The organism is Micromonospora sp. NPDC047738 (assembly GCF_040642675.1).
In the GTDB taxonomy this organism is placed as follows: Bacteria; Actinomycetota; Actinomycetes; order Mycobacteriales; family Micromonosporaceae; genus Micromonospora.
Genome location: NZ_JBEYSO010000033.1, coordinates 23,972 through 49,160, shown reverse-complemented (window position 1 = coordinate 49,160; position 25,189 = coordinate 23,972). Strand labels below are relative to the sequence as shown.

The following is a 25,189-nucleotide window of genomic DNA, read 5'->3' as shown; positions in this document are numbered from 1 at the left end:
CGGGATCGACGAGCATCGTGAACAGTGCAACCCGGTGGCGGATCCGCAGGGCCGGCCTCATCGGCGTACTCGCTGTCCTGGCGGCGATCCTGGCGCCGCCGCCCGTTTCCGCCGCACCGGCCGGTAGCCTCGCCGTGTCCGGGCTGACAGCATCGCCGGGCAAGGTGCGGTTCCTGCTGGCGGCGCGTGACCTGCCCCTCAACTCGGTGCTGGATCCGGCGACGGTGCAGGTCGCCGTGGGCGACACTGCGCTGCCGGTCAGCGCGGACCGGGTCGACCGCTCGGCCGGCACCTCGACGGACCTGCCGGCGCGCGCACTCATGGTCGTCCTCGACGTGAGCGGGTCGGTGGCCGGTGCCCGGCTGGAGGCCGCCCGCGCCGCCGCCCGCGCGTTGGCCGCCAAACTGCCGGACGACGTACGACTGGGTCTGATCGCGGTCGCGGACAGCCCGCGCCTCCTGCTCAGCCCGACCGACGACCGGGCCGCGTTCACCCGGGCGCTCGGAAAGCTGAACGCGAAGGGCGAGACCGCCCTCTACGACGGGGTCCTCCTCGGGCACGACACGCTGGAGAAGGCGGGTTTTGGTCCGGACTCGGATCGGCGGATGCTGGTGCTCTCCGACGGTGCGGACACCGCTTCGACCACCACCCGACCCCAGGTAACCGAGGCCCTCCGCACCGGCCGCCTACCCACCGACGTCGTGGCTGCGCAAGCCACCGCTGCCGGGCTGAAGAACCTGAAGGCGATCGCCCAGGCCGGGGGCGGAAACCTGCTCACCGCAGCCGACAACGCTTCGCTGGCGCAGAAGTTCCGCGTCGCCGCGTCGACCTTCTCCGTGCTCCTCGCCGTCGAAGCACACGTGCCGAACGTCCTGGCGCGGCAGCGCGACGACCTCGTCGTGACGGTGACGGTCGCCGGCCAGCCGCTGGCTCTCTCCGTGCCGGTGGCGTTCGCGGATCCAGTGCCGGATCCGGCCGCTGCCGCACCGAGCCTGGCCCAGACCGGCCTGCCGGCCTGGGCGATCTGGGTGGGTGCCGGGGTCTCCTTCGTCGGCCTGCTGCTGGTGGTGCTGCTGCTGGGCTGGCCACGCTCGGCGGCGACGGAGGAGCGGATCCGGCAGATCAGCCAGTTCGGGCCGGCTCGGGCCGAGCCGTCTCCCGTGACGCCGGAGGCCGGCCCCACCTTCCTCACCCGGAACGTGCTGGCGGCGAGCGCCACCGTGCTCCGATCACGCGGTCTCGACGGGCGGATCAGCCTGCGGCTGGAGCAGGCGGGGATGCGCCTGCGCCCGCACGAGTGGGTGCTGATGCAGGCCAGTGCGGTGGTGACCGGCGGGGCGCTCGGCGTGGCCGTGCTCGGTTGGCTCGGGCTGTTGCTCGGGGTGCTGCTCGGCTGGCTCGGCCCGCGGATCTATCAGTCGTTCCGGGCCGATCGCCGGGCCCGTCAGTTCGTCGAGCAACTGCCGGACGCCTTGCAGTTGGTGACCGGTTCGCTGCGGTCGGGCTTCTCGCTCGGCCAGTCACTCGACACCGTGGTCCGCGAGGCACCGAACCCGATCGCCGAGGAGTTCGGCCGAGCGCTGGCGGAGCATCGGCTGGGCGCCGACCTGGCCGACGCTCTCCTGCGGGTGGCGGACCGGACCAAAAGCGAGGATCTGAAATGGGTCGTCATGGCCATCCGAATCCAACATGAGGTCGGCGGCAATCTCGCCGAGGTGCTGGAGACGACGGTGGACACGATGCGCGAACGCAGCCGTCTGCGGCGCCACGTCCGTGCGTTGAGTGCCGAAGGCCGGCTCTCGGCGTGGGTGCTGATCGGACTGCCCATCGTGCTCGGCCTGTTCATGTTCACCATCCGCGGTGACTACATGCGCCCCCTGGTCAGCCAGCCGCTGGGTATCGCGCTGCTGGTGGTGGGCGTGTTGCTGATGCTCGTCGGGATCTTCTGGATGGTCCGGGTCGTGAAGGTGGAGGTCTGAGATGGGCGGCATGGCCATCCTCCTCGGGGCGGGTGCGGCCGTTTTCGTCGGAGTCACGCTGGTCGTGGTCACGATCGCTTCAGCCAGCTTCGATCGGGTCGGCGTGGCCAAGGGCCTGAGCGCCATCGACCAGGTCTACTCCGCAGGGCAGGCCGGACCGGGCGATGAGGCGTTCAGCCAACGGGTGATCACGCCGCTGGCCGATCGGATGATGCGGATCGGCCGTGCGCTGACGCCCGCGAACGGGATCGATCGGCTGCGGAGATGGCTCGATTTCGCTGGAAACCCCGCGTACTGGACGGTGGACCGCGTCTATGAGGTCAAGGGGCTGGGGCTGATCGGGCTCGCCGTCTGCGGGGGCGGCTTGGGCTCGCTCCTCGGTGGCCTGACTGCTGCGATCCTGGGCGGCGCGCTCGGTGCGGTGCTCGGGGCCTACCTTCCTGACTTGATCATCTATGAGCTGGGCTACCGGCGGCAGGAGGCGGTCCGGCGGTCGCTGCCGGACATCCTCGACACGCTGACGGTGAGCGTCGAGGCGGGACTTGGCTTCGACGCTGCGCTGGTCCAGGTGACCCGTTACGGCCGAGGCCCGATGGCCAGCGAGTTCGCCCGTACCCTCCAGGAGATCCAGCTCGGTATGACCCGGGTGGACGCACTGCGGCGGCTGGCCCAGCGTACGAAGGTCGTCGAGCTAAAGACGTTCTGCGCACTCATGGTCCAGGCCAGCGAACTCGGCATCCCCATCGCCAAGGTGTTACGCGAGCAGGCCAAGGAGATGCGCGTGCGGCGGCGGCAGCGGGCCGAAGAGTTGGCCCAGAAGGTGCCGGTGAAGATTCTTTTCCCGCTGGTGTTCTGTCTCTTCCCGTCGTTGTTCATCGTCGTGCTCGGGCCCGGCGTGATCAACATTCTGCATAGCGGCTTGTTCCGATGATCCGAACAACAGGACATCTCGGCAGCGCCGGGCAGAGCTGAGGTGCCACTTGGCGGACGGCGCAACTGATCATGCAGAGGGTAAGGGCCGGCCGGTCAACTGGGTGCGGCTCACGGGGCAGGGGCAACTCGACTCCTTCAGTCCCTGGCGTCGGCAGGTCCACCGCGGCCGCCTCCGACCGCCAGCATCGTCGCAGCACCATCCTGGGTCGGCTGGCCCCCGCCGCAGGCAGGATTCACTGCGATACTGCTGCGATGCTGATATGGATCGGGCGGGCCATGTCTGTGCTTGTGGCGCTCACCTTGGCAGTTGTCGGCGTGCTGTTCGTCTACGGCGCTTGGAACGCTTGGGATGGGATGCCGCCGGAAGGTCCGCCTCTCAGCGATCCTTCGCGGGCCTATGAGATTGTTGTGGCCTTGTTCGGTCTGAGCCTCTTGAGCGGCGGCATCTGGCTCGCTGTCCGAGTCGCCCGACGAAAGCTTCAGCGCACATCGTGACCTGACCCCAGCATGGCCGGCCGGCCCGGCCGGGCCAGTCGGAGGTCGCGAGCCGGCCGGGGCCGGGCCCGCGCGGTCCGCTTCGCGCACTGCCCGACCCCTCGCTTGTAGGTCGCGCTTCGTCCGGAGGAGTTGGTCGCATGCGCGACCTCGGGCGGCGCTGTCCGCGCCCGGCCGCCGGCGGCTGTCCGTGTCCCGGCTCGTTGCTGTCGGCGTTGCTGTCGACGCCGCCCCGGGTAAGAGAGTGAGCGGGTGGGGCTGAACAAGGAGACTGCGGCGCAGCTCGCCGAGGCTCGCCTGGCGGAATGGCGCCGCAACGGCCATGACGAGTGGCGCGCAATGCTCGACGACAAGGAGACGCGCCTGGTCGTGGGCGAGGACGGCCGACGGTACGCCGTGGTCAGCTACGCCATTGACGACGGTGAGGGGCGGGTCCGGATGTCAGTCCTCGTGGACGATGGCGGCTCGTCGGCGTTGGTCCCGCTGGTGCGAGACGAGATCATGAGCCCGGACGGCACCTTCATCACGTGACCTCTTCGTCCCGAAAGAATGATCAGTCGTCGATGAGCTGGGCGAGCAGCCGGAGTGAGCTGCCGGAACAGTCCACCATCGTCCGTGCGCGTCCGGCGTCGGCCGCCGTAGGCCAGCATCCTTTGGTCGTTGGGCTGAGCCGCCCGCCGGCAGGGCCGCCCGGCTCAGCCGAACAGCCTTGACGCTGTCCGTTCTGCATGATCACCTATGGTCGCCGAGGCACGACGGAGGTGGGACATGCCGGTCACGGAGCCACCATGTGGCGCGTGCTGCTACGCCTGCACCGACGGCAGGGCGGACCTGGCTGCCTGGTTGTCGTTGCCGGCGGTGATCGTCCGTGCGGTGTGCGGGGTGATGGCGAGCGCATCGACGGATTTGTCGCCGTCTGCGAGCGTCCCTACCCGGCTCGCTATCGGTCTCGTCAAGGGGTATCGGCAGCACATCTCGTCGCGCACGGCGGCGCGGTGCAGGTTCGTGCCGACGTGCAGCGCGTATGGGTTAGCGGTTATCGGCCGGTATGGCGTCCTGCGGGGTTGCCAGATGATCCACCGCCGGCTGATCCGATGCCGGCCGACCGTCGCGTTTGGCACCCCCGACCCGGTGCCGCTGCCAGCCGGGCATGCTTGAAAACGCCCTGGTCCGCCTTTGCCCATCTGGGCCTGCTCCTCGTCGACCCCGATAGGGGCGGGCACGGTCAGTCTGGAAGGTGCCTAACCTCGTTGCATCGGGCACGGATCGGGCAGGCCCGCCACGGACCTGGGATCACTCGATGCCTTGCGCCCACCTACGATGAAGGTGAGTTGGGGAACATGTCTGAGTTGGCATTGCCGATTCGTACCGACCGACTGCTTCTACGTCAGTACCGGGTGGATGACGTGGACGCCTTGCTCGCCTACTACGGCGACCCGCTGGTTGCTCGCTACGTTCCATGGGAGCCGTGGTCACGCGAGCACGCGGCCGAGCAGGTCGCCAAGCGCATCAACCGTTTGGGGGTAACCGGGATCGAGTCCGCTCTGGCGCTGGTGGTCGAGCACAAGGGCGAGGTCGTCGGCGATGTTGTTCTGTGGCCGGCCGACGAGACGCTGTCTCGGGGCGAGATGGGCTGGATTTTCCATCCGTCGATGTCGGGCCGCGGGTTTGCCACAGAGGCAGTTCGAGCGCTCATCGACGTGGCCTTCGAGCACTGCGGCATGCACCGGGTAATTGCTCGACTCGATGCGCGCAACGAGGCATCGGCGCGACTGTGCCAACGTGTGGGCATGGCCAAGGAAGCGCACCTGCGCCAGGACTACTGGATGAAAGGCGAGTGGGCGGACACTCTGATCTACGGGCTGCTCGCGGAGCAGTGGCACGGCTAGCTGGGTACGCTTGCGGATCTCCTCGTCGGGCAGTCGTAGACCCTCCAGCCTCTCCGTCCGGTTGGGCTGTTAGCCCTTTGGACCCTTGCGTCGAGGTGCTCGACGATATCCACGACGTGTTCCATAGGACCGGGCGATAGCGCCGGTTACTGCCGCATCCGCGGATCGCGTGTGGGGTCGGCATACATGGGAGGGCAGTCACCATCGATCGCCTGGGGGCGCAGTTCGTAGTGCCAGGGCTCGTTGCCGTAGATCTGGCACAGTCCGTATTCGGCGCCGTTTTCTGACAGCCACTCTATGGTTCTTGAGGGGCCGAGGTCGGCCGCGACCCCGGAAACGTGAGGAGAGGTGTCCGGGGTGGCGACCCATCGGGCAGCTTCCTTTTCCGAGCCGTATTTCGAGACCGCCTCACGAAGAAGCTGTTTCTGATACTCGGGGGAACGCCAGCCACTGTTGATGTAGAACTCGATGCTGTCGTGAGCGGCATCCGTTGCCGCTTTACGCAGGGCTTGGAGCAGATCCGGGTCGAGGTTGGCTACGCCGGGATACTCGTCATCAAATACTGTCACGGCGTCGGGGAGGACACCGTCAGCTTCGGTAGCGATACCCCCGTGGTCGCCGCCAAGGATTTCGCTGAGCGAGGGCGCCGTTGACGATGTCGACTGGTAGACGAGGGTTCCGATGATCGCAGCCGCGACGACGATCAGGCCGACGGCGATGGGCCACCTGCGGGCCTTTGTTCGTGCTGCTGCGGTTTGCCTCATGCTGTCAGTCAAGGCAGCGTCGTGTTGTCAGCCCGTATGTGGTTTTCGGTATGCCGACGATATGCGCCGGCTCGTAGCATCGTGAGCATGCGTGTATTGGTCGTTGAGGACGAGCCCTACATGGCAGAGGCCATCCGCGATGGGCTGCGCCTGGAAGCGATCGCGGCTGACATCGCCGGTGACGGCGACACCGCTCTGGATCTGTTGAGCATCAACGCCTACGACATTGCCGTCCTCGATCGCGACATTCCCGGGCCCTCCGGTGACGAGATCGCCGAACACATCGTCGCTTCCGGCAGCGGCATGCCGATCCTGATGCTCACTGCTGCCGACCGGCTTGACGACAAGGCCTCCGGGTTCGGGCTCGGCGCCGACGACTACCTCACGAAGCCGTTCGAGCTCCGAGAACTCGTCCTCAGGCTCAGAGCGCTCGACCGCAGGCGCGCGCACAACAGGCCGCCTGTGCGGGAGATCGCAGGTCTTCGTCTGGATCCTTTCCGCCGGGAGGTCTACCGGGACGGCCGGTACGTCGCGCTGACCAGGAAGCAGTTCGCCGTGCTCGAGGTCCTCGTCGCTGCCGAAGGCGGTGTCGTCAGCGCCGAAGAACTGTTGGAGCGAGCGTGGGATGAGAACGCCGACCCCTTCACCAATGCCGTGCGCATTACTGTCTCGGCATTGCGCAAACGGCTCGGCGAACCCGGGATCATCGCCACCGTGGCCGGCGTCGGCTACCGCATCGACACAGCATCCGGCACCGGGCGTGGGGACGGGGACCGTGGATAGGGCGCCCGGTTTGAGCGTTCGCCTCAAACTCACCCTCAGCTACGCCGGGTTCCTCATGCTTGCAGGTGCCCTGCTGCTCGCCGCGGTGTGGGTGTTCCTGCTGCGTTACGTACCCGAGGTGATCGACACTATCGGTGGGATTCGGACCCTCAAGGCCGACCTGGTGCGCGCCTTCACCCCGGCGGCGGCCGCAGTGCTGGCGTTCCTGCTGGTGTTCGGCCTCCTGGGAGGATGGATCCTCGCCGGCAGCATGCTCGCGCCCCTGGCTCGCATCACACATGCCACCCGCCTGGCCGCGAACGGATCACTCTCCCACCGGATCCAGTTGGAAGGCGGCAATGATGAATTCCGCGAACTCGCCGACGCCTTCGACACCATGCTCGCGCGGCTCGAAGCGCACGTCGCCGAACAGCAGAGATTCGCAGCCAACGCCTCACACGAGCTGCGCACCCCGCTGGCGATCACGCAGACACTTCTCGACGTGGCCCGCAACGATCTGAACCGCGACACCGGGGAACTTGTCGACCGCCTCCACTTCGTCAACACCCGAGCGATCGACCTCACTGAAGCATTGCTCCTGCTCAGCCGCGCCGACCAGCGGTCCTTCACCCGGGAATACGTCGACCTGTCCCTCATCGCGGAAGACGCCACTGAAACGCTTCTCCCGCTCGCAGAAAAACGCGGCCTCACCATCGAGACCTCCGGCGACATCACCCCCACCATCGGCTCACAGGCGCTCCTGCTGCAGATGGCTACGAACCTCATGCACAACGCGATCGTCCACAACCTGGCTGAACAGGGCACCGTGTGGGTAACGACCAGCCTTCATCCCAAGACTGTGGTGCTCACTGTTGAGAACACCGGCGAGAAGCTCAGCCCGCTGTTGGTCTCGACACTCACCGAACCGTTCCAGCGCGGCACCGCACGCATCCGCGGTGACCATGCGGGTGTCGGCCTCGGCCTGGCAATCGTGAAGAGCATCGCCCAGGCACACGGCGGAACCCTCACTCTCCTCCCGCGCCCCGCTGGGGGGCTCTGCGTCACGGTGCAACTCCCCGTCGCGCCGCCGCACACTGGCAGATGACGATCAGCGGCATTGCCGCGCGGCTCCGACCCCCGCGTCGTCGTGAACCAGGCGACCCCGGCACGCGCCAGGCGGTCGCGCACTCGCGCCCACTCCGGCGGACCCGCGTCCTCCTCGCCGTACCGCGCGTCGTGTTCCGCCAGCGGATCCGTCATCGGACCAGCCATGCCGACCGAGTGATGAGTTGTCGCGCCCGCACCCGTCACATGTACGGCGGGACACGACGAGGCGGAAGGATGACGTGATGAGTGCGGACAGGCGGCTGGAGGAGCTGGGGGTGAGCGGGTTGGGCGGGCGCGGCCTGGCCGAGGTCGACGAGCCGGCGTTCTCCGGGCTGGCGGAGCGGCACCGGCGGGAGCTGCACGTGCACTGCTACCGGATGCTCGGGTCGTTCGAGGACGCCGAGGACACCGTGCAGGAGACCTTCCTCCGTGCCTGGCGGCGGCGGGAGACCTTCGAGGGGCGGTCGACGTTCCGGGCCTGGTTGTACCGGATCGCCACCAACGCCTGCCTGGATCTGCTCGCCAAGTGCCGCCCGGAGCCTGCGACCGGCGGCGAGGTGCTGTGGCTGCAGCCCTACCCGGACCGGCTGCTCGACGAGCTGCCCGCGGGCGACGCGGACGAGCCGGAGACCGTCGCCGTCGCGCGCGAGACGATCGAGCTGGCGTACCTGGTCGCGGTCCAGCACCTCGCGCCGCGCCCGCGGGCCGTGCTGATCCTGCGGGACGTGCTCGGCTGGCCGGCGAAGGACGTCGCGGAGCTCCTCGGGGACTCCGTCAACTCCGTGAACAGCGCGCTGCAGCGAGCCCGCGCCGGCATGCGGGAGCACCTGCCGGCCGAACGGCAGGACTGGACCGGCGGCGAGGAGGACGCCGGGACGCGCGAGCTGGTGCGCCGCTATACCGACGCCAGCGTGGCCACGGACATCGACGGGCTCGCCGCACTGCTGCGGCACGACGTCCGCTGCTCGATGCCGCCCACGCCGGGCCTGTACGTCGGCCGCGACGCGGTGGTGAACGACTGGGTCGAGGACGGCTTCGAGGGCATGAAGCAGATGCGCGCCGTCCTCACCTCCGTGAACCGGCAGCCCGCCGTCGCCTTCTACCAGTGGCGGAAGCGGGAGGGCGCGTACCTGCCGCTGACGATCGACGTCCTGCGCGTCACCGGCGGGGCGATCACCGAGATCGTCACGTTCCACGACGACCAGTTCCCGCGGCTCGGGCTGCCGGAGCGCCTGCCGGCGGACGGCACGGAGTAGTCCCGGTGTGGACGCTCGCGCTGCGCGGTGGCGCGCGTGTCGCGGTGGTCGCGGCGGAGTGGTGCGACGCGTTCGGCGTCGTCACCCGCGGGCGGGTGCAGCTGGAGCTGCGCGACGGCGAGCCCGGGCCGGTCCTCGGACGCGACGCCGGGTTCTGGCTCCGTGGCACCGGCGTCCGCGCCCTGCGGAACCCCGGCCGTCGCACGGCGAGGGTGCGCATCGTCACGCCCAGGACCAGGACCGTCACCTGCCAGTCAACACACCCTGTACGCCCAGTTACCGAATGATGGAGGAACGGCATGAACCAAATGAATGACACCGGGGTCGTCGCCGGCCCGGCATCGGGCCAGACCAGCCACACCCACCGACTCCGCGGGCTCGCCGTCACCGGCTTCATTGCCACGCTCGCGGCGATGGTGGCCACCACCCTCGCCGCTGCGCTTGCCCAGGCCGTTGGCGTCGACTTCGAGGTGCCCGATGGTGGCGAGACGATCCCGTTGCCCGGGTTCGCCGTGGTGACCGGCTTCTTCTCGGTCGTGGGCGTCGTCATTGCCGTCGCTCTTCTTCGTTGGAGCGCTCGCCCCGCCGAGCGATTCGTGTGGACGGCGGTGTCGCTGACCGCGATCTCGTTTGTCCCGCCCCTCGTCGCCGGGGCAAACACCGCCACCACCACCGCCCTCCTCGGGCTACACCTCGTCCCTGCGGCGGTGATGATCCCCACCCTGGCGCGGAGCCTCCGCACCCGGACCGATTGACGATCCCGCAACGGGACAAAGCGCGGCGCAAGGGCGTGCGCGAGCGCACCAACGTGGCCCCCGGGGCGCACCGGGTACCCCGGTCGCGTTCACCCTGGCCGACCCCGCCGTCGCGCGCCTTCGACGTGGATTCGGCTCCTGCGCGACGGCTTGAGCCGGGATCTGACCCTCTCGGGTCGACGTCAGGCTCAAGCCGCGCCAGGACGCGCTCGCAGCCGAGCCCTGACACCTACGCCTGCGGGTGGCTGCACGCCGTAGCCGGCGGTGCAGGGAGCGCTGTTTGTGACGTGGGAGGCTGGAAGAGGCTGTGGTCAGTCAAGGATCTCGACGTACCCGTCGCTTCCGTGCACGCGGATCCGCTGCCCATCGGGAATCAGCCGGGTGGCATCTACCACGCTGACGACAGCCGGCAGGCCGTACTCCCGTGCGATCACGGCGCCGTGTGTCATCAATCCTCCGACCTCCGTCACCAGGCCGGCGATGGCGACGAAGAGGGGCGTCCAGCTCGGGTCCGTGTGGGCCGTGACGAGGATGTCACCCGGTTCGAGATCAGCCTGGGCCATGTCCAGGATGACGCGGGCGCGCCCTTCGATGGTCCCGGCGGAGACCGGTAGGCCGATCAGGGCGCCGGTCGGCACGTCGTCGCGTCGGTACGACCCGGCGATGACCTCGCCATCCGATGTCAGCACCCGGGGTGGCGTGAGCGCCTGGTACGACCGGAACGCGTCCTTGCGCTGCTGGATCAGCTTGTCATCCACCTGGTTCGAGCGCACGACGTCGTGGAACTCCTGAAACGTGAGGTAGAAGACGTCCTCCTTCTCGGCGAGCACGTTGGCCTGCACGAGGCGCTCGGCCTCTTCGAGCAAGGCCTGCTTGTAGACGAAGTAGCGGCTGACGATGCCGTACTTCGGGTATTCCCGGTAGCCGATGAAGGTCCGGACCCGGTCGATCATCCGCTTGGTCTCCTCGGCCTTCTGCTCCCCATCCGGCAGCGCCCGCAGGCGTTCGAGCACCTCCTGCGCCTTCTTCTCCGCCTCCTGGCGCCCGTGCTCGAAGCGCCGCTTGGCGGCGCCCGGCTCGAAGTTCCTGACGTTGTCGAGGATCACGGGCACGAGAGTGGCGGGGCGTTCGCTCCAGCGCGGCCTCGTGATGTCGATCTCGCCGACGCAGCGCATGCCGTACCGGTCGAGGTAGGCGTCGATGGCGTCGCGCGCTTCGGTCCCGCCCGCGAACTTCGGCAACTCGTCCAGGAAGCCGTCGTCCTCGACGCCCTGCAGGAACGCCACTACCTCCGGATGCGGGCGGATCACGTCCGCGACGTCGAGCAGCGCCAGGCCCATCTCCGACGTGACGTTACCGGGGGCGGACAGCGTGAGGATGTCGGCCGCGTTCTTCTCGCCCAGCCATTCCCGCAACCGGTCGTTGAGCCACCAGGTGGCCTCCATCCCCGCCATGATCGCCTGCATGCTCAATGGATCACTGAGGACTCGCTTGTGCTCCTGGAAGGCCTCCAGCAGGAAGTCGAACAGCGCCGGTCCGGTCTTCGTCCGGATGTCGTGCCGCAGGGCGGCGATGGACGCCTGGCTGCGCTCGATCAGCTCGGTGACGATGGCCGGATCGTTCTCGATCGGGGCGGACGCACCGCCGACCGGCGGCCCGCCGGGCCCGCCGTCCGGGAGCGCCGGGACGAAGTCGTGGCGGTCGAGGACGTTCTCCAGCGCGTCCCTGGTCAGCGGATCGGATCTCCCCGCCATCTCCAGGAAGCCGGCGCGGCCCGCGGGCGAGGCCAGGCGCTGGGTGACGTCGACGAACAGCCTGCCGCCGGCCTCGTGCATCGGCGCCATGGCCGTCAGCTGCCAGAAGGAGAGCCCCAGGGGCTTCATGGGGTCGGTCATCATCTGCTGGTGACCAACGGAGAGGTAGATGTGGTTCTCCTGGTCGCCGGCCGCGGGGATGGGGAACAGCGTGGTGATCGGCCGGCTCTGCACGATCTGGAAGTCGTCGTCGACCACGCACCATTCGATGTCCTGCGGGCGGCCGAAATGCGCTTCGATCCGCCGGCCGAGCTGCACCAGCCGCACGACCTGGGCATCCGTCAGCGCCGGCTGCTCATGCCGCTGCGGGTCGATCGCCACTTCCTGGGTACCGCCAGCCGGTAGGGCGTGAACGGCACGCTGCTTGGCGGCGACGGCCTTGGCGACGACCTCGCCGTCGCGCACCTTGAAGACGTCCGGGTTCACCAGGCCGGAGACCAGAGCTTCGCCGAGGCCGAAGCTGGCGTCCACGGTGGCGACCTTCCGGTTGGACGTGACGGGGTCGGCCGTGAACAGGATGCCGGCCGCATCCGGGAAGACCATCCGCTGCACGACCACGGCCATGTGGACCGAACGGTGGTCGATGCCGTTGCGCTGGCGGTAGGTCACGGCCCGCTCGGTGAACAGCGACGCCCAGCACCGGCTGACGTGCTGGAGGACCGCGGCCGGCCCCACGACGTTCAGGTAGGTGTCCTGCTGGCCCGCGAAGGAGGCCGTCGGCAGGTCCTCTGCCGTCGCGCTTGATCGGACGGCGTAGGCAGCTTGCTCGCCGAGCCGGGCGAGCGCGTGGGTGATCGCCGCCGCCAGATCGCCCGGGATGGCAATCCCTTCGATGGTCCGGCGGATCTCCGCGCTGAGCGTGCGGGTCGCCTCCCGGTCATCCGGGTTCAGGCGCGCCAACTGATCGAGCCGGTCGTCGATCGACGGCGCTTCGGCCATGATCCGCCGGAACGCGTCCGTCGTCACGCAAAAGCCGGCCGGCACGCGTACGCCTTCGATCCGCGACAGCTCGCCCAGGTGCGCGCCCTTGCCACCAACTACCGCGACCTGCGTCTCGTCAACTTCTTGAAGATCCAACACGTACTGCTCGATCACTGCGATACCGCCGAGTCAGCCGTGCTCCGTTGCACCGCACTGGCCGATCGAATCACCGGCGCCTCGAACATCATTGGTTCGAGGTCGGCGCGTCCCCCGTACATCGACAGCACACCCACGTCGTGGCCCCCCAATTCCTCGTCGGTGCTGTGTCCGGCCGCCGATTCTGCGGCAAGACCCGGGTCTTGCCGCAAGCCCCCCGGTGCGGTATACGTTAGAAGTGGCAAGGAGTGACATCTCCTTGCCTTTGCTTTTGTCGTCCGCCGCAGGCTGAGATCCTTTGACCGCCTGGAGCGTGCCGGGTGCCTCCGGGGTGCCGGACCCCCACGACCGCCGCAGGGCCCTGGCCCTCTCAGACGCCGGTGGCCACGGCCGCGTCGCCCGGGTGGGCCTGGCCAGCGCGATCGTCGGTCAGCTCATCATCGCCGCGGCCGAGGTGATCCGGCCGAGCAACCGGGTCCTCGGCGACGTGCTGTTCAGCGTCTCCCCGAGTGGCACATTACTGTTGCTCTGCATGACCCACGTCGAGATCGAGATCACCGCGGAGTTGGTCCGGGATCTGGTCCGCGACCAGCACCCCGACCTCGCCGATCGCCCGGTTCGGCTGGGCGCGCGGGGATGGGACAACCAACTGTGGCGGCTCGGCGACGACCTGGCCGTCCGGCTTCCCTGGGCGACCGGATCCGCGGACGCGCTGCTACGCAAGGAGCACTCCTGGCTGCCCACGCTCGCCCCGCGCCTTCCGCTGCCAATCCCCGTCCCGCAACGACTCGGCGAGCCCTCCGAACGGTTCCCTCGGCCCTGGCTCATCACCACCTGGGTTCCGGGCACACCCGCCGACCGGGCCCCCGTCACGCGAGCCTCCGACGCGGCCACATCCTTGGCCACTTTCCTGACGGCTCTTCACCAACCCGCCCCCAGCGGCGCGCCCGCCGGCCGCGGCCGCGGCGGGCCACTAACCGATCACGCCGAGGGATTCGCCACGGCGCTCACCTCCGCCACCGAGCGGGGGCTGATCAACGACCCGGACGCCGTCCGGGCCGTCTGGCACGACGCGGTCACCGCGCCTCAATGGACGGGCCGCGCGCTATGGCTCCACGCCGACCTGCACCCGGCCAACGTCCTCACTGCCGACGGCACATTCTGCGGCGTGATCGACTTCGGCGACCTCTGCGCGGGCGACCCGGCATATGACCTCGCCGCCGTGTGGCTCCTGCTACCGGACGACACCACCGACCAGTTCCACGCGGCCTACCAGCCGACCCCGGACACCGCCACCATGCGCCGCGCCCGCGGCTGGGCGATGGCACGCGCCCTCGGCGGCATCCTCATCGGCGACGACGGCGTCCACGGCCGCCCGGGCGGCAAACCCACCTGGGGCCCGCCCGCCCACGCCGCTCTGCAACGCCTCATCGCCACAATCAGCTGACCCGGCGATCGCCTCCCGAGTCCTCCAGGATTCGAGGCGATTGGCAGTCCCCAATTCGAGGCGGCCTATCGCGTCCGGCGCGACCGCACGACGATCGCCGCGCACCCGAGGCCGATCACCAGCGAGGCCACGGACAGTCCGACCGCCCACCAGACCTCCGCATTCGACTGGGTCGTGGGCGCGTTGTCCACGGCCAGCGCCGCCTGCTCGGTGCCCGCCGCCGGAGAGGATGCCGGGTTCGCCTCGGGCACGAGCCGGAGCACTGGCGCGGGCCGCTCCGGCTCGTCGGCGCCGGAGGCTGGCTCCTGGATCCAGCGCACGACCTCGCCGTCGCTGTAGTGCTGGAGCGTCTTGAACACCAGTTGGTCGGCCGCGGGCAGCGGTCCGGCGCTCACCGAGAACTCGTCGTACTCACCCGGTTTGATCGCCGACTGCGGGTTCGCCGCAGTCCAGGTGATCTTGTCGATGACCTCGCTGATCTGCGCGCCGTGCGCCTCGATCGGTGTGGCCAGCTTCTTCTTCGTGATCTCGTACGACCAGCCGGGGTGTGGCTTCACCGAGAGCGAGGCCAGCGGGGAGTCGGTCGGGAACTGCACCTCGATCTTGGTGGTGCTCGCGTCGTCGCTCTCGGTGGGAACGCGGAACGTCAGGGCTGCGTAGCCGCCCTGGGTGGCCGTGCCCGGGTTCACCGTCACGTGCGCGAACGCCGCCGTCGGTAGGACGCCGACCAGGCAGGCCGCTACGCCTACGGTTACGAGGCCACGTAGGGCTCGACGAAGCATGTGCATTCTCCAGCTTTCCATTGATCGATAATCATGACGTGGAATATGCGGGCTGCGGTCTGCTCCCGGCGCAGGTCTCGATCAGCCCAGCCGCCGCAGCACTTTCTCCATGGCCCCCTTGGCCTTGTCGGCCGAGTCGGCGCGGTCTCCGACGATTTTCTTCTGGGTGAGGTCGAGGTAGAGGATGAGGTTCGCTCGATGGAGCACCACGATGGCGATGTCCTCGAAATAGACGTCGTCCTGCCCCGGCGGGTACGTGTGGGCGAGCTGCTGCACGTATCCCTTCCACCCGAACACCTCAAGCGGACGGCTGGTAGCGCGATAGGCGCCGAGGATGACCGGCGGTCCCCCGTCGACCTCATACGATCCGGGGCAGCCGGCCAGCCCGGAACCGACCTCGTTCATCGCGTTGTCGGCGATGGCGGTCGAGGCGAAGACGAGGGCGTTCTGGGTCACGTATGGCACGCGGGAGTCGGTCGCCCGGGTGGGTTCCACGGCGAACTGGCCCACGGGCTGGCCACCGACGGGCTGAACCACGTTGGATGGTGCGTTGGCTGTGTCGGAGCGCTGGACGTACGGGCAGGTCTGGATGGCGCTCGGCGGCACGTAGTTGTTGTGCGAGTGGAAGTCCCGGTCGTACCAGTAGTCGCGCGCGCCTTCGCCGGCGTCCTTTGCGTTGTAGAACGCGGCCTTGACGTCGTCGGCCGTGTAGGACGGCTTGCTCGCCGTGGGGCCGGCGGCGCTGGAGCAGCCGGTGACGGCGGCGCAGACGGCAGCCAGCGCGAGGGTCGCGGTGGCACGGGAGCTCAAGATCACGGATGGCTCACCTCATCGGGGGCGGAGGGGCGGCGCTCGACCACGGGCCGTCAGGAGCCGTCGTCCGAACGCAGTGTGTTGGCGAGGGTGAAGGCACCGCCCTTGACGGTGAGCACGAGGTGGTTGTCGTACTTGACCGTGTGGTCGGGGGCGAACCGCAGCTCGCCCAGGAACGTGGTGAAGCCGTCCTCGAGCTGGGCCAACTGTGCGCTGTTCAACGCGCGGTCGACCTTTCCCGTCTGCGTCACGGCCTGGCCGAGGGCGCGCAGCCCGTCGTACGCCTGCAGGGCGTCCCGGCCCGGCGGGTGGCCGAAGGTCTTGGTGAACCGTGTGGTCCATGCTGCGGCGGCGGGGAGGTTCTGCGGGCTCGCCGTTGTGATCACGAATGCGCCCTCGGCGCCGTCTCTGCCGGCGGCGGAGAGGAAATCGGGGCTTTCGGATGCTGCGGAGGCGATGTATTTGCCCTTGTACCCGGCTTTGCGGAGCGCTGCGGCCAGCTGGCCGGATTCCTGGGCCGGGCCGGCCCAGTACACGACGTCGGGGTCGGCGGCCAGCGCGGTGGCGGCGGCCGCGGCCATGTCCCGCTGCCCGGCGGGCAGGGTCTGCTTGCTGACCACCTTGGGGACGGGCGAGGCCACTGAGATCACCTGGTTGACCAGGTATGCCGACTGCGGGGTGTCGTCAGCGATCACCGCGAGCCGCTGGGCCGCCTGGTAGGCCATCCAGTGCACCGCCGCGAGCGCTTCCTGGTAGGGGGTGCCGTTGGTGAGATAGGCCGTGGGAGTGTCCTCCGCGCTGACCAGCGTGGGCGAGTTGGCGGAGGTGATGAGAAACGGCAGCCCGTTACCGCCGAGGACCCGCGCGGCGGCCTCGGCCGCGCCGTCACAGACGCCTCCGAGGGCGCCGGCGACGTTTTCGGTGAGGTGGAGCTGCTTCGCCGCCTCCTTGCCGCCGTCGTCGAGGCACTCGTCGTCGACGGTGACGAGGGAGACGTGCAGCCCGATGATCCCGCCACGGACGTTGAGGTCGTCCACCGCCATCCGCGCCCCGTCGACCAGATCCTGCCCGCGTGCCTTGTCCGGCCCGGACAGCGGCGCGAGCACACCGAAGGCGATCTCCCCCCGGGGCGCGGCGGGCGCGTCGTCGGTCGAGGTGCACGCGGCTACGGCCGGGAGCGTGAGGACGGTGAGGGCCAACGGCGCGAGCCAGCGGTTGCGGCGGGTCCGGCTGCGGCCGTCGAGGGTGGTCAGGAGCTGCATTCGGTGCTTCTCTCTCGGCTCCGGTGGTGGTGAATGGGGTGGTCGAGGCAGGTCCGCCCCGGGAGGGGCGGGTGACGGGGAGGGACCCCCGCCGCCGGTAGCGGCGCGGGGACCCCTCCACGTACGAAAGGTCCGCGGAAGACTACTTCTCGCAGGAGTTCCAGCAGACCTTCTTCTCGTGCTTACCGGGGATGTCGCCGGTGAACTTCAGGATGTCGACGCCTCGACCGTAGTCGGGGACGTAGACGTACCCGTTGTGCCAGTACGCCGAGGAGGCGTTGCTCCCGATGATCGCCGGTCCGTCGGGGCCGGCGGCGCGGTCGGGCACCCGGAACCAGCCGACCTGCTGCGGGTTGCTCGGGTCGGAGATGTCCAGGAACCGGACGCCCTGCTCGTAGAAGCCGGCGGCGACGATGTTGCCGTTCACCGTGAACCAGTGTGCGGAGCAGTCACCCGCCTTGCCCGTCGGGTCGACGTAGTGGCCGGGCTTGCCGCCGGGGCTGTAGGTGGCGAGCCGCGTCATCTTGACCGGGTTCTCCGGCGTGGAGGTGATCCCCTCGGCGTCGTGCGTCCCCTCCAGCGACGCCAGGATGAACACGCCGGCCTTCGCGCAGTTCTGGTTGTTGTTCTCGTTGGTGATGAGCACCACGTCGCCCTTCGGGCGGTCGCCCAGGGCGTTCGGGAAGCGGTAGGCGTTGTGCAGGAAGGCACTCTCCGAGCCGCTGACGCTCCCACCCGCGTACGGAATCGGGTCGTAGGCCGTCGCGTAGCGCTTGGTCTGCGTGGCCGGGTCGAAGTGCTTGCCGTCGGTCCAGTAGCCGCGGACGCCGCCGCTGCCCGAGACCCAGACGACGCCGTCGAAGTCGACGTCGACGCTGTGCGTGGAGCCGCTCGTCACACCGGTGCGCCGGACGTCGGAGACGACGGCCTGGCTGTAGGTGAACGGGTGGTTGACGTCCCGCACGTCGGTCACGTAGACGGGGGAGCTCACACCGCGCACACCCGACCCCACCGACCAGATGAACCGGCAGTCGTTGATGCACGTCGCGGTGTGGCCGAGCGGGACCCGGTGGAAGCCCAGCAGCTTCGGGTGCCACGGGTCCTTGATGTCGATGATGAACAGGCCCTTGGTGCCCGAGTCGCGGGTCAGGAAGACGAGCTTGCGCCGGCTGTCGACCGTGAGGTTCTCGCCCTCCCAGAACTGGGTCATGGTCTCGCCCGGCTGCTTGAGCTGGTCGACGGTGACGGCGGCGATGTACTCCGGGTGCTCGGGGTCCTTCAGCGACCAGACGGCCAGGCCGCCGGTGCCGTTGGCGACCATGACGTCGTAGCCGAGCTTCTCGTAGTGCACGAAGTTCAGCGACGAGAACGCCGGGCACTTCGTCGCCTTGAACGCGGGACAGCTCCCGTTGTTCGACAGCAGGCCGCGCACGTGACCGACGACCTCGACGTTGTCGCTGTGCGTCGCGTTGTCCGGGAACACCCCGGTGTCCGGCAGGGTCTGCGTCCCCTCGGTGGCGGTGCCGTCCGTGATGCCGGCGAGCGACGCGGCCTCACGCTCGGCGTTGGTCGCCGCCTCCGCAGCGGCCGCAGCGGCCTGCGCCGCCGCGGCCGCCTTCTCGTTGTACTCCAGCTGCGCCTGCGCTGCCTGCGCGGATGCCTGCGCGGCCTGGGCGGCGGCGGCATCCGCCTTGTTCTTGTCGGAGATCTTGCCCGACTGCTCGGCCGTGGCCGCGGCGTCGGCGGCCTTCTGCGCCGCCTCCTCCGCCCTGGCCTTGGCCTCGTCCAGGCCGGCGGCTGCCCTGGCGGCGTCCTTCGCGGCCGCGTCCGCCTGGTTCTGCAGGCTGGTCGCCTCGGCCTCGGCCGACCCGACCGTGCCGGGGCGGACCGGACCGGACGGGTCCGCGTGGGCCGCGCCGACGCTCGACATCTGCAGCGCGGCCGCCATCGCAAGCACGGTCGCGCCCCTCAGGAGAGCTCTGCCCCTCCTGGCTCTTCCAACGGGTATGACTCTCACCCTTCCTCCACTTTCAATCGGTGATATTCGCGCTAGCCGAGGCGGCCCAGCGTGGTCTTCATCAACGCCTTGACCTTCTCGTCGGAGTCGGCGCGCTTGCCCACGGCCTTGATCTGGGCGTAGCCGACATAGACGATGGCGTTCTCCTTGTGCACCACGACGGTGACCAGGTCGTCGTAGGTGTCCGGGTTCACGTCGGGCGGCGAGGTGTGTACAAGATGCTGGGCGTACCCTTTCCATCCGTTGATTTCGATCGATCGGCTGCCGACCTTGTACTCGCCCACCACGGACGGCGGTCCGCCGAGCACGCCGAACGTCGCCGGGCACTTGGTGGCCTCGGCAACGACGGTGTTCATCGTGCTGTCAGCGAGTGAGGGGCTTTCGAAGACCACCGCGCCCTGGGTGACCACTGGCAGGGACGACGGCCCCGCGAGCTGTGGTGCGACGATGATCCGTCCGGTCGGATTCCCGCCCACCGGCTCGATCGCTGGCTCCACACTGACCTCGACGTCCTCCGAACGCTGGACGTACGGGCAGGTCGGGATGCTGTTCGGGGGCGTGTAGACGACGTGCGAGGAGTGGCCGTTGTCCTTGATCTCGGTCGCGCCTTCGCCCAGGTCACTGGGGCTGACGAGGCCGAAGCGGATGGAGTCCACGGTGTAGGGCGGCTTGGTCAAGGGTTCCGGGCTCCCGCTGGAGCAGCCGGCCAGGACGCCGAGGGCGAGCAAGCCGGCGGCCACCGCGGTCGATCGGCTCCGGGACGCCTTCTGGTCAGCGCCTCGCATGTGTGTCACCAACCTTTCAGCGTGCCGTGAACTGGACGCGCACGGGTGTCTCGTCGAAGTCGGAGACTCGGATGTCCAGCCGCAGCACCCACACCCCGGGGAACGGGATGGACATCGAGTTCGCCACGTAGTGGCCGGGTTCGGCCGCGGTGACGGTGACGGGCAGTGCCGGGACCTCGCGGTCGGGTGATTCGAGCCGACCGGAGATCTCGGGTACCGCGACCAGCGAGCCGTCCGGACCGGTGAGGTAGATGTCGGCCACGTTGCTGCCCGACCTCGCCGGCTCGATCCTCACCTCGACCGAGGCGTCCCGCAGCCCGGCGGCCGAGCCGGCCGCGGCGGCGGGAATGGGGACGGTGGTGTGCACCGGCGGCGCGTAGCTGGTGCGGGCCGGGGCGGTGTTGACGAGGACGGCCGTGATCGACACGACCGCGACCCCGAGCAGGATCTCGCCCACGACCGAGCCGCGCAGCCGGCGCACCGCGGCCGAGGGGGCGGCGTCGAGGCCGAGGGGTTCGCGGCCGCGCCGCCGCACGAACCGCCGCGCCCCGGCGGCGAGACCCACCACGGCGAGCACGACGGCGAGCTTGCCGAGCAGCAGCCGACCGAAGTCGGTCGCGCCGAGCGCGGCCCACGTCCCCACCTGCCGCCAGGACAGATAGACGCCGGTCACCGCGATCACCGCGAAGCAGCCCTGCGCGAGCCGGGAGAACCTGGGCAGCGCGGGCTCCAGGGTGATGACTTGGCTGGTCTCCCGCCTCCCGGCCGGGACGAGTACGCAGGCCGCGAGCGTGATCAGGCCGCCCAGCCACAGGCCCATGGCGAGTAGGTGCAGGCTGGTCGCCGGCACGGCCAGCCAGGTCTGCACGCCGGTCTGCGCGTGATCCGCCAGCGCCCAGGTCAGCGTCAGGGCGACGGCGCCGACCGCGGCGACCGCGGGCAGCACGACCCGGCGGGTGGCGCCGGCGCCGGCCGTCCCGGTCGTGGCAGCGGGAGAGCCGGGGCGTACGGCGATCCCGAAGGCCACGCCGAGGGCGAGCACGATCACCAGCCGCGCCAGCAGCGCGTAGCCCAACCGGGTGGACAGCGCCGCGCCGAGCAGGTCCGGGTCGAACACTCCGGCCAGCGACGTGCCGGCGGCGTACGGCCCCTGTACGAGCAGGACCACCACGGTGCCGGCGGTCAGCACGGCGAATCCTGACCACACGATGCGCCGGCCCCGGCGGTCGGTACGGCCGGCGGGCCAGAGCACGGCCACGAACAGTGCGCCACCGAGGGCGAGGGCCAGACCGAGAAAGGCCAGGGCGCGGCCGACCGCGTCGACGACGAGGACGGCACGGTGGGCGTCCTGCTCCACCGGGGCGGCCGTAGCGCTCGGGTGTCCGATGCTGAAGCTGAACGCACCCGACACCACGTGCGAGTCCGCGGAGGTGACCCGCCAGGCCAGGACGTAGGTTCCCTCGGTCAGATCCGTGGGCAGGCTGACCCGCGCCGTGTTGGCCTTCCCGTCCACGTGACCAGCGATGCCGATCGCCAGCTTCTTCGCGTTCGTGTCGAGCAGCTGGATCGACCGCTCGTTGAAGCTGACCGCGTCGTCGAAGCGGAGCCGGACCTCCGCCGGGGGCGAGGCCAGCACCTCGCCGTCGACCGGCGAGGTCTCCAGCAGGTAGGCGTGGGCGTACGCCGGATGTGTGGTCGCGGTGGACGCGAGGTCCGTGACCAGGCCGCCGGTCGCGAGGAGGACGACGACCGCCAGCCGCGTGACCAGCCGGGCCCAGCGATGGCGTACGGGGTGCATGCGGTACGTCATCCGACCTAGTCCGTACGCAGCTTGCTGGCCAGGATGAGCTTGCCGCCCCGGACCTGGGCGATGATGAAGTTGTCGTACGTCAGGGAGTGATCGGCGGCGAAGCGGAGCGTTCCGGTGAAGGTGGTGAAGTTTTCGAGCCGCGGGAGGTTGTCGACAACCTTCGCGGGTGCCGTGTCCCCCGCCTGGCGCACTGCCTGCGCCAGCGCGCGGAGCGCGTCGTAGGCCTGCATGGCGTCGCGGCCCGGCTCCCGTCGGTAGCGGTCCTTGAAGCGGGCAGCCCAGTCCGCCGCTGCCGGGAGGAGTCGTGGGCTCGCCGCCATGGTGAGGTACGCGTCCTCGGCCGCCGCGCCGGCCGCCTGCAGAAACTCGGGGCTGTCCGACTCGGAGGAGGCCATGAAATGGCCGGCGTAGCCGGCCTGACGGAGTGCGCTCACCAGTCGTCCACCTGGTTCCGCAGGCCCCGCCCAGTAGACGAAGTCCGCCTTGGCAGCGGTGACGGTGCTGGCAAGCTTCGCGAGATCAGGACCCTTCGCTTCGGCGCTCTGCCTGCTCACCGGCAGGCCGTCTGCCTTGACCCGGTCGGTCACCAGGCCGGACAGCCGCTGTGCGGCCGGCGAGCCGTCATCGAGCACCGCCACCCGCTGCGGGCTGCGGTAGCCCATCCAGTGCACCGCGGCCAGCGCCTCCTGATAGACCGTCCCCTCCATCGGGAACACCGACGGCACCCCGGCCTCGATCAGCCGGTCGGCGCGGGCGGAGGAGACCAGGAACGGCGTGCCAGCCGCGGCCACGGCGTTCGCCGCCGCCACCGCCGCGTCCTCACACAGCCCGCCGACCACCCCCACGACCTTCTTGGCGGCCAGCCCACTCGCCCCCTGCTCGCCGCTCGCCGGCGCGCAGCCGCCGTCCTCGACGGCCACCTTCACCTGCCGCCCCAGCACCCCGCCCTGGTCGTTGAGCTCAGCGGCAGCCAGCTGCGCCCCGTCGACGAGGTCCTGCCCCCGCTCAGCCAGGTCGCCTGACAGCGGGGCTAGCACCCCGAACGTGATCTCGCCCCGCGTCCTCGGGGCGCCCCCGCCCTCGTCAGAGGCAAAGCACCCGGCGAGCAGACCGCTCACCACCAGCGCGGTCGCGCCCAGCGCGGCCACGCGCACGGCACCTCTGCGTCGCACCGTTCTACCTCCATGTCCGTCACCACCGAAAGCCGGCCCGGGCGCAGCGGGTCGCCACGCTCGGGCCGGTGCTCTCGCTCAGACGGTTACTTGTCGCACGAGTTCCAACAGATCTTGTCGTCCGGCGCGCCGGCCAGCTCGCCGTCGAACCGCAGGACGTCGACGCCCCGGTTGTAGTCCGCGACGTAGACCAGCCCGTTGTGCCAGTAGACGGCCGACGCCGAACCGCCGGTCACGCCCTGCCCCGACGGCACGCGGAAGTAGCCGACCTGGGTCGGGTTCCTCGGATCCGACACGTCGAGGAAGCGGGTGCCCTGCCCGTACCACCCCTGCGCCACAATGTTGCCGTTCACCGTGAACCAGTGCGCGGAGCAGCTACCGGTGGTGGACGACCCTTCCTTGCCCCACGGCGACCAGTGGCTGATCAGTTCCAGCCGGAACGGGTTCTCCGGCGTGGAACGCCAACTCTCGCCGTCGTAGCTGCCCTTCAACGAGGCGATCTTGAACTCGCCCGCCTGCGCGCAGGACGTGACGTTCTCGTTGGTGATGTAGAGCAGCTCGCCCTTGCCGAAGGAGCCGACCTTCTCGGTGGGGTGGTAGGCGTTGTGGTCGAAGAAGTCGTAGAAGGCGGTGCCCGCCGGGTTGATGGGAGTGACGGTCCCGCCCGCGTACGGCACCGGGTCGTACGCCGTCGCGACGCGGTTGCGCTTCTGCACCGGGTCGTAGTGGTTGCCCTCGGTCCAGTAGCCGCGTACGCCACCCTCACCGGAGACCCAGGCGATGCCGTCCTTGTCGACGTCGACACTGTGCACGTAGTCGGTGACCCCGTCGAGCCGATCGAGGTCGACCGCCCGGTCGAAGGTGTACGGGTGCTTGATGTCGTGGATGTCGGTCACCCGCACCGGCACGCCGTTCCACGAGGGGTCGTGGCCCGGCGTCCCCGTGTTGGCCGGACCGACCGACCACAGGTACTTGCAGTCGTTGATGCAGGTGGACGTGTGCCCGGCCGGAATCGGGTGGAAGGTGACGATCTCCGGCTTCCACGGATTCTTGACATCGACGATGTAGACGCCGGACTGACCGGTCCTGACGGTGCCGCCGAAGCCGCGCGGGTCCCGAATGAGGAAGACCAACTTGCGCTTCGGGTCGACGGTCATGTTCTCGCCTTCCCAGAACCTGTCCTGGGTGTCCCCGGGCAGGCGCAGCTCGGCCGCCGTGATCTTCGAGACCAGGGCCGGGTGCTTGGGGTCCTCCAGCGACCAGACGGCGAGACCGCCGGTGCCGTTGGCGAACATGAAGTCGTAGCCGTACTTGTCGTACTTGATGAAGTTCAGCGCCGAGTAGCCGCTGACTCCCCTGACGTTGTCGATGAACGTGACGTTCTTCGCGACGGCGGTCGTCGGCACGTTGTGGATGTCGTCGAGGACCGCGCCGCCATGGGCGGAGTTGTCCGACGGGCTCGATCCTGGCGGCTCGGCGGCGGATGCCGCGCCAGCTCCACCCAGCTGCACTGCCACAGCCGTCACCAGAGCGACGGCACCCGCCACGAGGGGCTTCGTTTTCACCATATTTCTCCCTTTGGCAGTTCTCCCTTGGCGACCCTCAGCGCAGCTTGGGCACCGCGCGGCCGAAGAGCGCACGTGGCACGACACTAAAGACGGCACGAGCAGGCCGTCATGGTGCAGTTGTCGAGAAGGTCGCGGTACGGCTCCGTCAATCGTCGTGATCATGCAGGGCAGCAGGTCAGCCCGGCCGTTGCCGCCGATGACACCGGCGCCGTCGTGGCCCCTTCCCCTGGCCGAGCGATGCCGACCCGAGGTAGGGCCAGCAGCAAGGCGAGGGCAGGACCCCGCACCGCTGACCCGACGGCCCGCACGGCTTACCCCGCTGCTGGTGGCACACATCGCGGTCGGCTCCGTGGCGTTGATCGCCGGCTGTTTCCAGGTCTGGCCGCGGCCGGCGCTACCCGGCCGTGCAGCGGTGGATGGGTCGGGCCTACTGCTTCGGCGGGATCTTCCCAGTGGGGCGTCGCCGTGTTGGGCGTCGCACCGATCAGCAGGGTCGGTTTCATCCCAGGGCAGCAACACCATGCTGGCGGTCCGGTGGCTCGCCACCGCAGTCGCCGGATACCGGATGGCGCGGCAACGCCGGTTCGTGGAGCACCGCCGGTGGATGATCGCAGCTTCGCGCTGACCACGTCGATCGTGCTGAATCGGCGGCGTACGCTTCCTCGCGCACGTCGGGTTGTTAGCCTGGCTGCTCGCCGAGGA

21 protein-coding genes and 1 pseudogene are annotated in these 25,189 nt (G+C 69.4%); 12 read left to right on the top strand and 10 right to left on the bottom strand.

What is annotated here, in order from left to right:
• The first annotated feature begins 17 nt into the window (after positions 1 to 17).
• The 6 genes and pseudogenes from ABZ783_RS31915 to ABZ783_RS31890 all read left to right on the top strand — a co-directional run bounded on the left by ABZ783_RS31915 (position 18) and on the right by ABZ783_RS31890 (position 5,296).
• Positions 18 to 1,979 (top strand): type II secretion system F family protein, encoded by a 1,962-nt coding sequence (locus tag ABZ783_RS31915; RefSeq protein WP_357444925.1) that lies wholly within the window; start codon positions 18 to 20, stop codon positions 1,977 to 1,979.
• A 10-nt stretch (positions 1,980 to 1,989) separates the two neighbouring features.
• Positions 1,990 to 2,910, top strand: a complete 921-nt coding sequence (locus ABZ783_RS31910) for a type II secretion system F family protein (protein WP_357444922.1) — start codon at positions 1,990 to 1,992, stop codon at positions 2,908 to 2,910.
• Positions 2,911 to 3,164: 254 nt separating this feature from the next.
• Positions 3,165 to 3,407, top strand: coding sequence for a hypothetical protein (locus tag ABZ783_RS31905; RefSeq protein WP_357444919.1), 243 nt, complete (start codon positions 3,165 to 3,167; stop codon positions 3,405 to 3,407).
• A 203-nt stretch (positions 3,408 to 3,610) separates the two neighbouring features.
• A pseudogene (locus tag ABZ783_RS31900) lies at positions 3,611 to 3,938 on the top strand (hypothetical protein).
• 207 nt (positions 3,939 to 4,145) lie between these two features.
• The gene (gene yidD / locus ABZ783_RS31895; protein WP_357444916.1) at positions 4,146 to 4,565 is read left to right on the top strand and encodes a membrane protein insertion efficiency factor YidD; all 420 of its coding nucleotides are present in this window, start codon (positions 4,146 to 4,148) and stop codon (positions 4,563 to 4,565) included.
• A 182-nt stretch (positions 4,566 to 4,747) separates the two neighbouring features.
• Complete coding sequence (locus tag ABZ783_RS31890) at positions 4,748 to 5,296, top strand: GNAT family protein (RefSeq protein WP_357444913.1); 549 nt, start codon at positions 4,748 to 4,750, stop codon at positions 5,294 to 5,296.
• 146 nt (positions 5,297 to 5,442) lie between these two features.
• Here the strand turns inward: ABZ783_RS31890 and ABZ783_RS31885 are convergent, their stop codons facing one another.
• A complete protein-coding gene (locus tag ABZ783_RS31885) occupies positions 5,443 to 6,060 on the bottom strand; it encodes a M15 family metallopeptidase (protein ID WP_357444910.1) in 618 nt (205 codons plus the stop codon).
• Positions 6,061 to 6,147: 87 nt separating this feature from the next.
• Here ABZ783_RS31885 and ABZ783_RS31880 point away from each other — a divergent pair, with 87 nt between their 5' ends.
• From ABZ783_RS31880 to ABZ783_RS31865, 4 genes are all read left to right on the top strand, one after another.
• Positions 6,148 to 6,843 carry a response regulator transcription factor gene (locus ABZ783_RS31880; RefSeq protein WP_357444907.1) on the top strand — a complete coding sequence of 232 codons (696 nt, stop codon included), beginning with the start codon at positions 6,148 to 6,150 and terminating at the stop codon, positions 6,841 to 6,843.
• 10 nt (positions 6,844 to 6,853) lie between these two features.
• Positions 6,854 to 7,927 (top strand): HAMP domain-containing sensor histidine kinase, encoded by a 1,074-nt coding sequence (locus tag ABZ783_RS31875; protein WP_357444904.1) that lies wholly within the window; start codon positions 6,854 to 6,856, stop codon positions 7,925 to 7,927.
• 244 nt (positions 7,928 to 8,171) lie between these two features.
• Positions 8,172 to 9,185, top strand: a complete 1,014-nt coding sequence (locus ABZ783_RS31870) for an RNA polymerase subunit sigma-70 (RefSeq protein ID WP_357444901.1) — start codon at positions 8,172 to 8,174, stop codon at positions 9,183 to 9,185.
• A 299-nt stretch (positions 9,186 to 9,484) separates the two neighbouring features.
• A complete protein-coding gene (locus ABZ783_RS31865; RefSeq protein ID WP_357444898.1) occupies positions 9,485 to 9,940 on the top strand; it encodes a DUF6069 family protein in 456 nt (151 codons plus the stop codon).
• A gap of 311 nt (positions 9,941 to 10,251) precedes the next feature.
• On the opposite strand, the gene rph is transcribed toward ABZ783_RS31865, so the two are convergent.
• Positions 10,252 to 12,849: a rifamycin-inactivating phosphotransferase gene (gene rph, locus ABZ783_RS31860; protein WP_357444895.1), complete on the bottom strand. Its 2,598-nt coding sequence runs from the start codon at positions 12,847 to 12,849 to the stop codon at positions 10,252 to 10,254.
• Positions 12,850 to 13,363: 514 nt separating this feature from the next.
• Here rph and ABZ783_RS31855 point away from each other — a divergent pair.
• Positions 13,364 to 14,278 (top strand): aminoglycoside phosphotransferase family protein, encoded by a 915-nt coding sequence (locus ABZ783_RS31855; protein ID WP_357444959.1) that lies wholly within the window; start codon positions 13,364 to 13,366, stop codon positions 14,276 to 14,278.
• 65 nt (positions 14,279 to 14,343) lie between these two features.
• On the opposite strand, the gene ABZ783_RS31850 is transcribed toward ABZ783_RS31855, so the two are convergent.
• The 8 genes from ABZ783_RS31850 to ABZ783_RS31815 all read right to left on the bottom strand — a co-directional run bounded on the left by ABZ783_RS31850 (position 14,344) and on the right by ABZ783_RS31815 (position 24,445).
• Entirely contained in the window at positions 14,344 to 15,060 is a 717-nt protein-coding gene (locus tag ABZ783_RS31850) for a YcnI family protein (RefSeq protein WP_357444892.1), read from the bottom strand.
• An 81-nt stretch (positions 15,061 to 15,141) separates the two neighbouring features.
• Positions 15,142 to 15,876 carry a hypothetical protein gene (locus ABZ783_RS31845; RefSeq protein WP_357444889.1) on the bottom strand — a complete coding sequence of 245 codons (735 nt, stop codon included), beginning with the start codon at positions 15,874 to 15,876 and terminating at the stop codon, positions 15,142 to 15,144.
• A 50-nt stretch (positions 15,877 to 15,926) separates the two neighbouring features.
• Positions 15,927 to 17,135 (bottom strand): branched-chain amino acid ABC transporter substrate-binding protein, encoded by a 1,209-nt coding sequence (locus ABZ783_RS31840; RefSeq protein ID WP_357444886.1) that lies wholly within the window; start codon positions 17,133 to 17,135, stop codon positions 15,927 to 15,929.
• A 142-nt stretch (positions 17,136 to 17,277) separates the two neighbouring features.
• Entirely contained in the window at positions 17,278 to 19,083 is a 1,806-nt protein-coding gene (locus ABZ783_RS31835) for a hypothetical protein (protein ID WP_357444883.1), read from the bottom strand.
• A gap of 101 nt (positions 19,084 to 19,184) precedes the next feature.
• Positions 19,185 to 19,937 carry a hypothetical protein gene (locus ABZ783_RS31830; protein ID WP_357444879.1) on the bottom strand — a complete coding sequence of 251 codons (753 nt, stop codon included), beginning with the start codon at positions 19,935 to 19,937 and terminating at the stop codon, positions 19,185 to 19,187.
• Positions 19,938 to 19,953: 16 nt separating this feature from the next.
• Entirely contained in the window at positions 19,954 to 21,747 is a 1,794-nt protein-coding gene (locus ABZ783_RS31825; protein WP_357444876.1) for a copper resistance protein CopC, read from the bottom strand.
• 5 nt (positions 21,748 to 21,752) lie between these two features.
• Positions 21,753 to 22,919 carry a branched-chain amino acid ABC transporter substrate-binding protein gene (locus ABZ783_RS31820; protein WP_357444873.1) on the bottom strand — a complete coding sequence of 389 codons (1,167 nt, stop codon included), beginning with the start codon at positions 22,917 to 22,919 and terminating at the stop codon, positions 21,753 to 21,755.
• Between the two features lie 86 nt (positions 22,920 to 23,005).
• Complete coding sequence (locus ABZ783_RS31815) at positions 23,006 to 24,445, bottom strand: hypothetical protein (RefSeq protein ID WP_357444962.1); 1,440 nt, start codon at positions 24,443 to 24,445, stop codon at positions 23,006 to 23,008.
• Between ABZ783_RS31815 and ABZ783_RS31810 the strand changes: the two genes are divergently transcribed.
• Complete coding sequence (locus tag ABZ783_RS31810; RefSeq protein WP_357444956.1) at positions 24,333 to 25,112, top strand: DUF2306 domain-containing protein; 780 nt, start codon at positions 24,333 to 24,335, stop codon at positions 25,110 to 25,112. The two genes, ABZ783_RS31815 and ABZ783_RS31810, sit on opposite strands and share 113 nt — an antisense overlap.
• Positions 25,113 to 25,189: the final 77 nt, after the last annotated feature.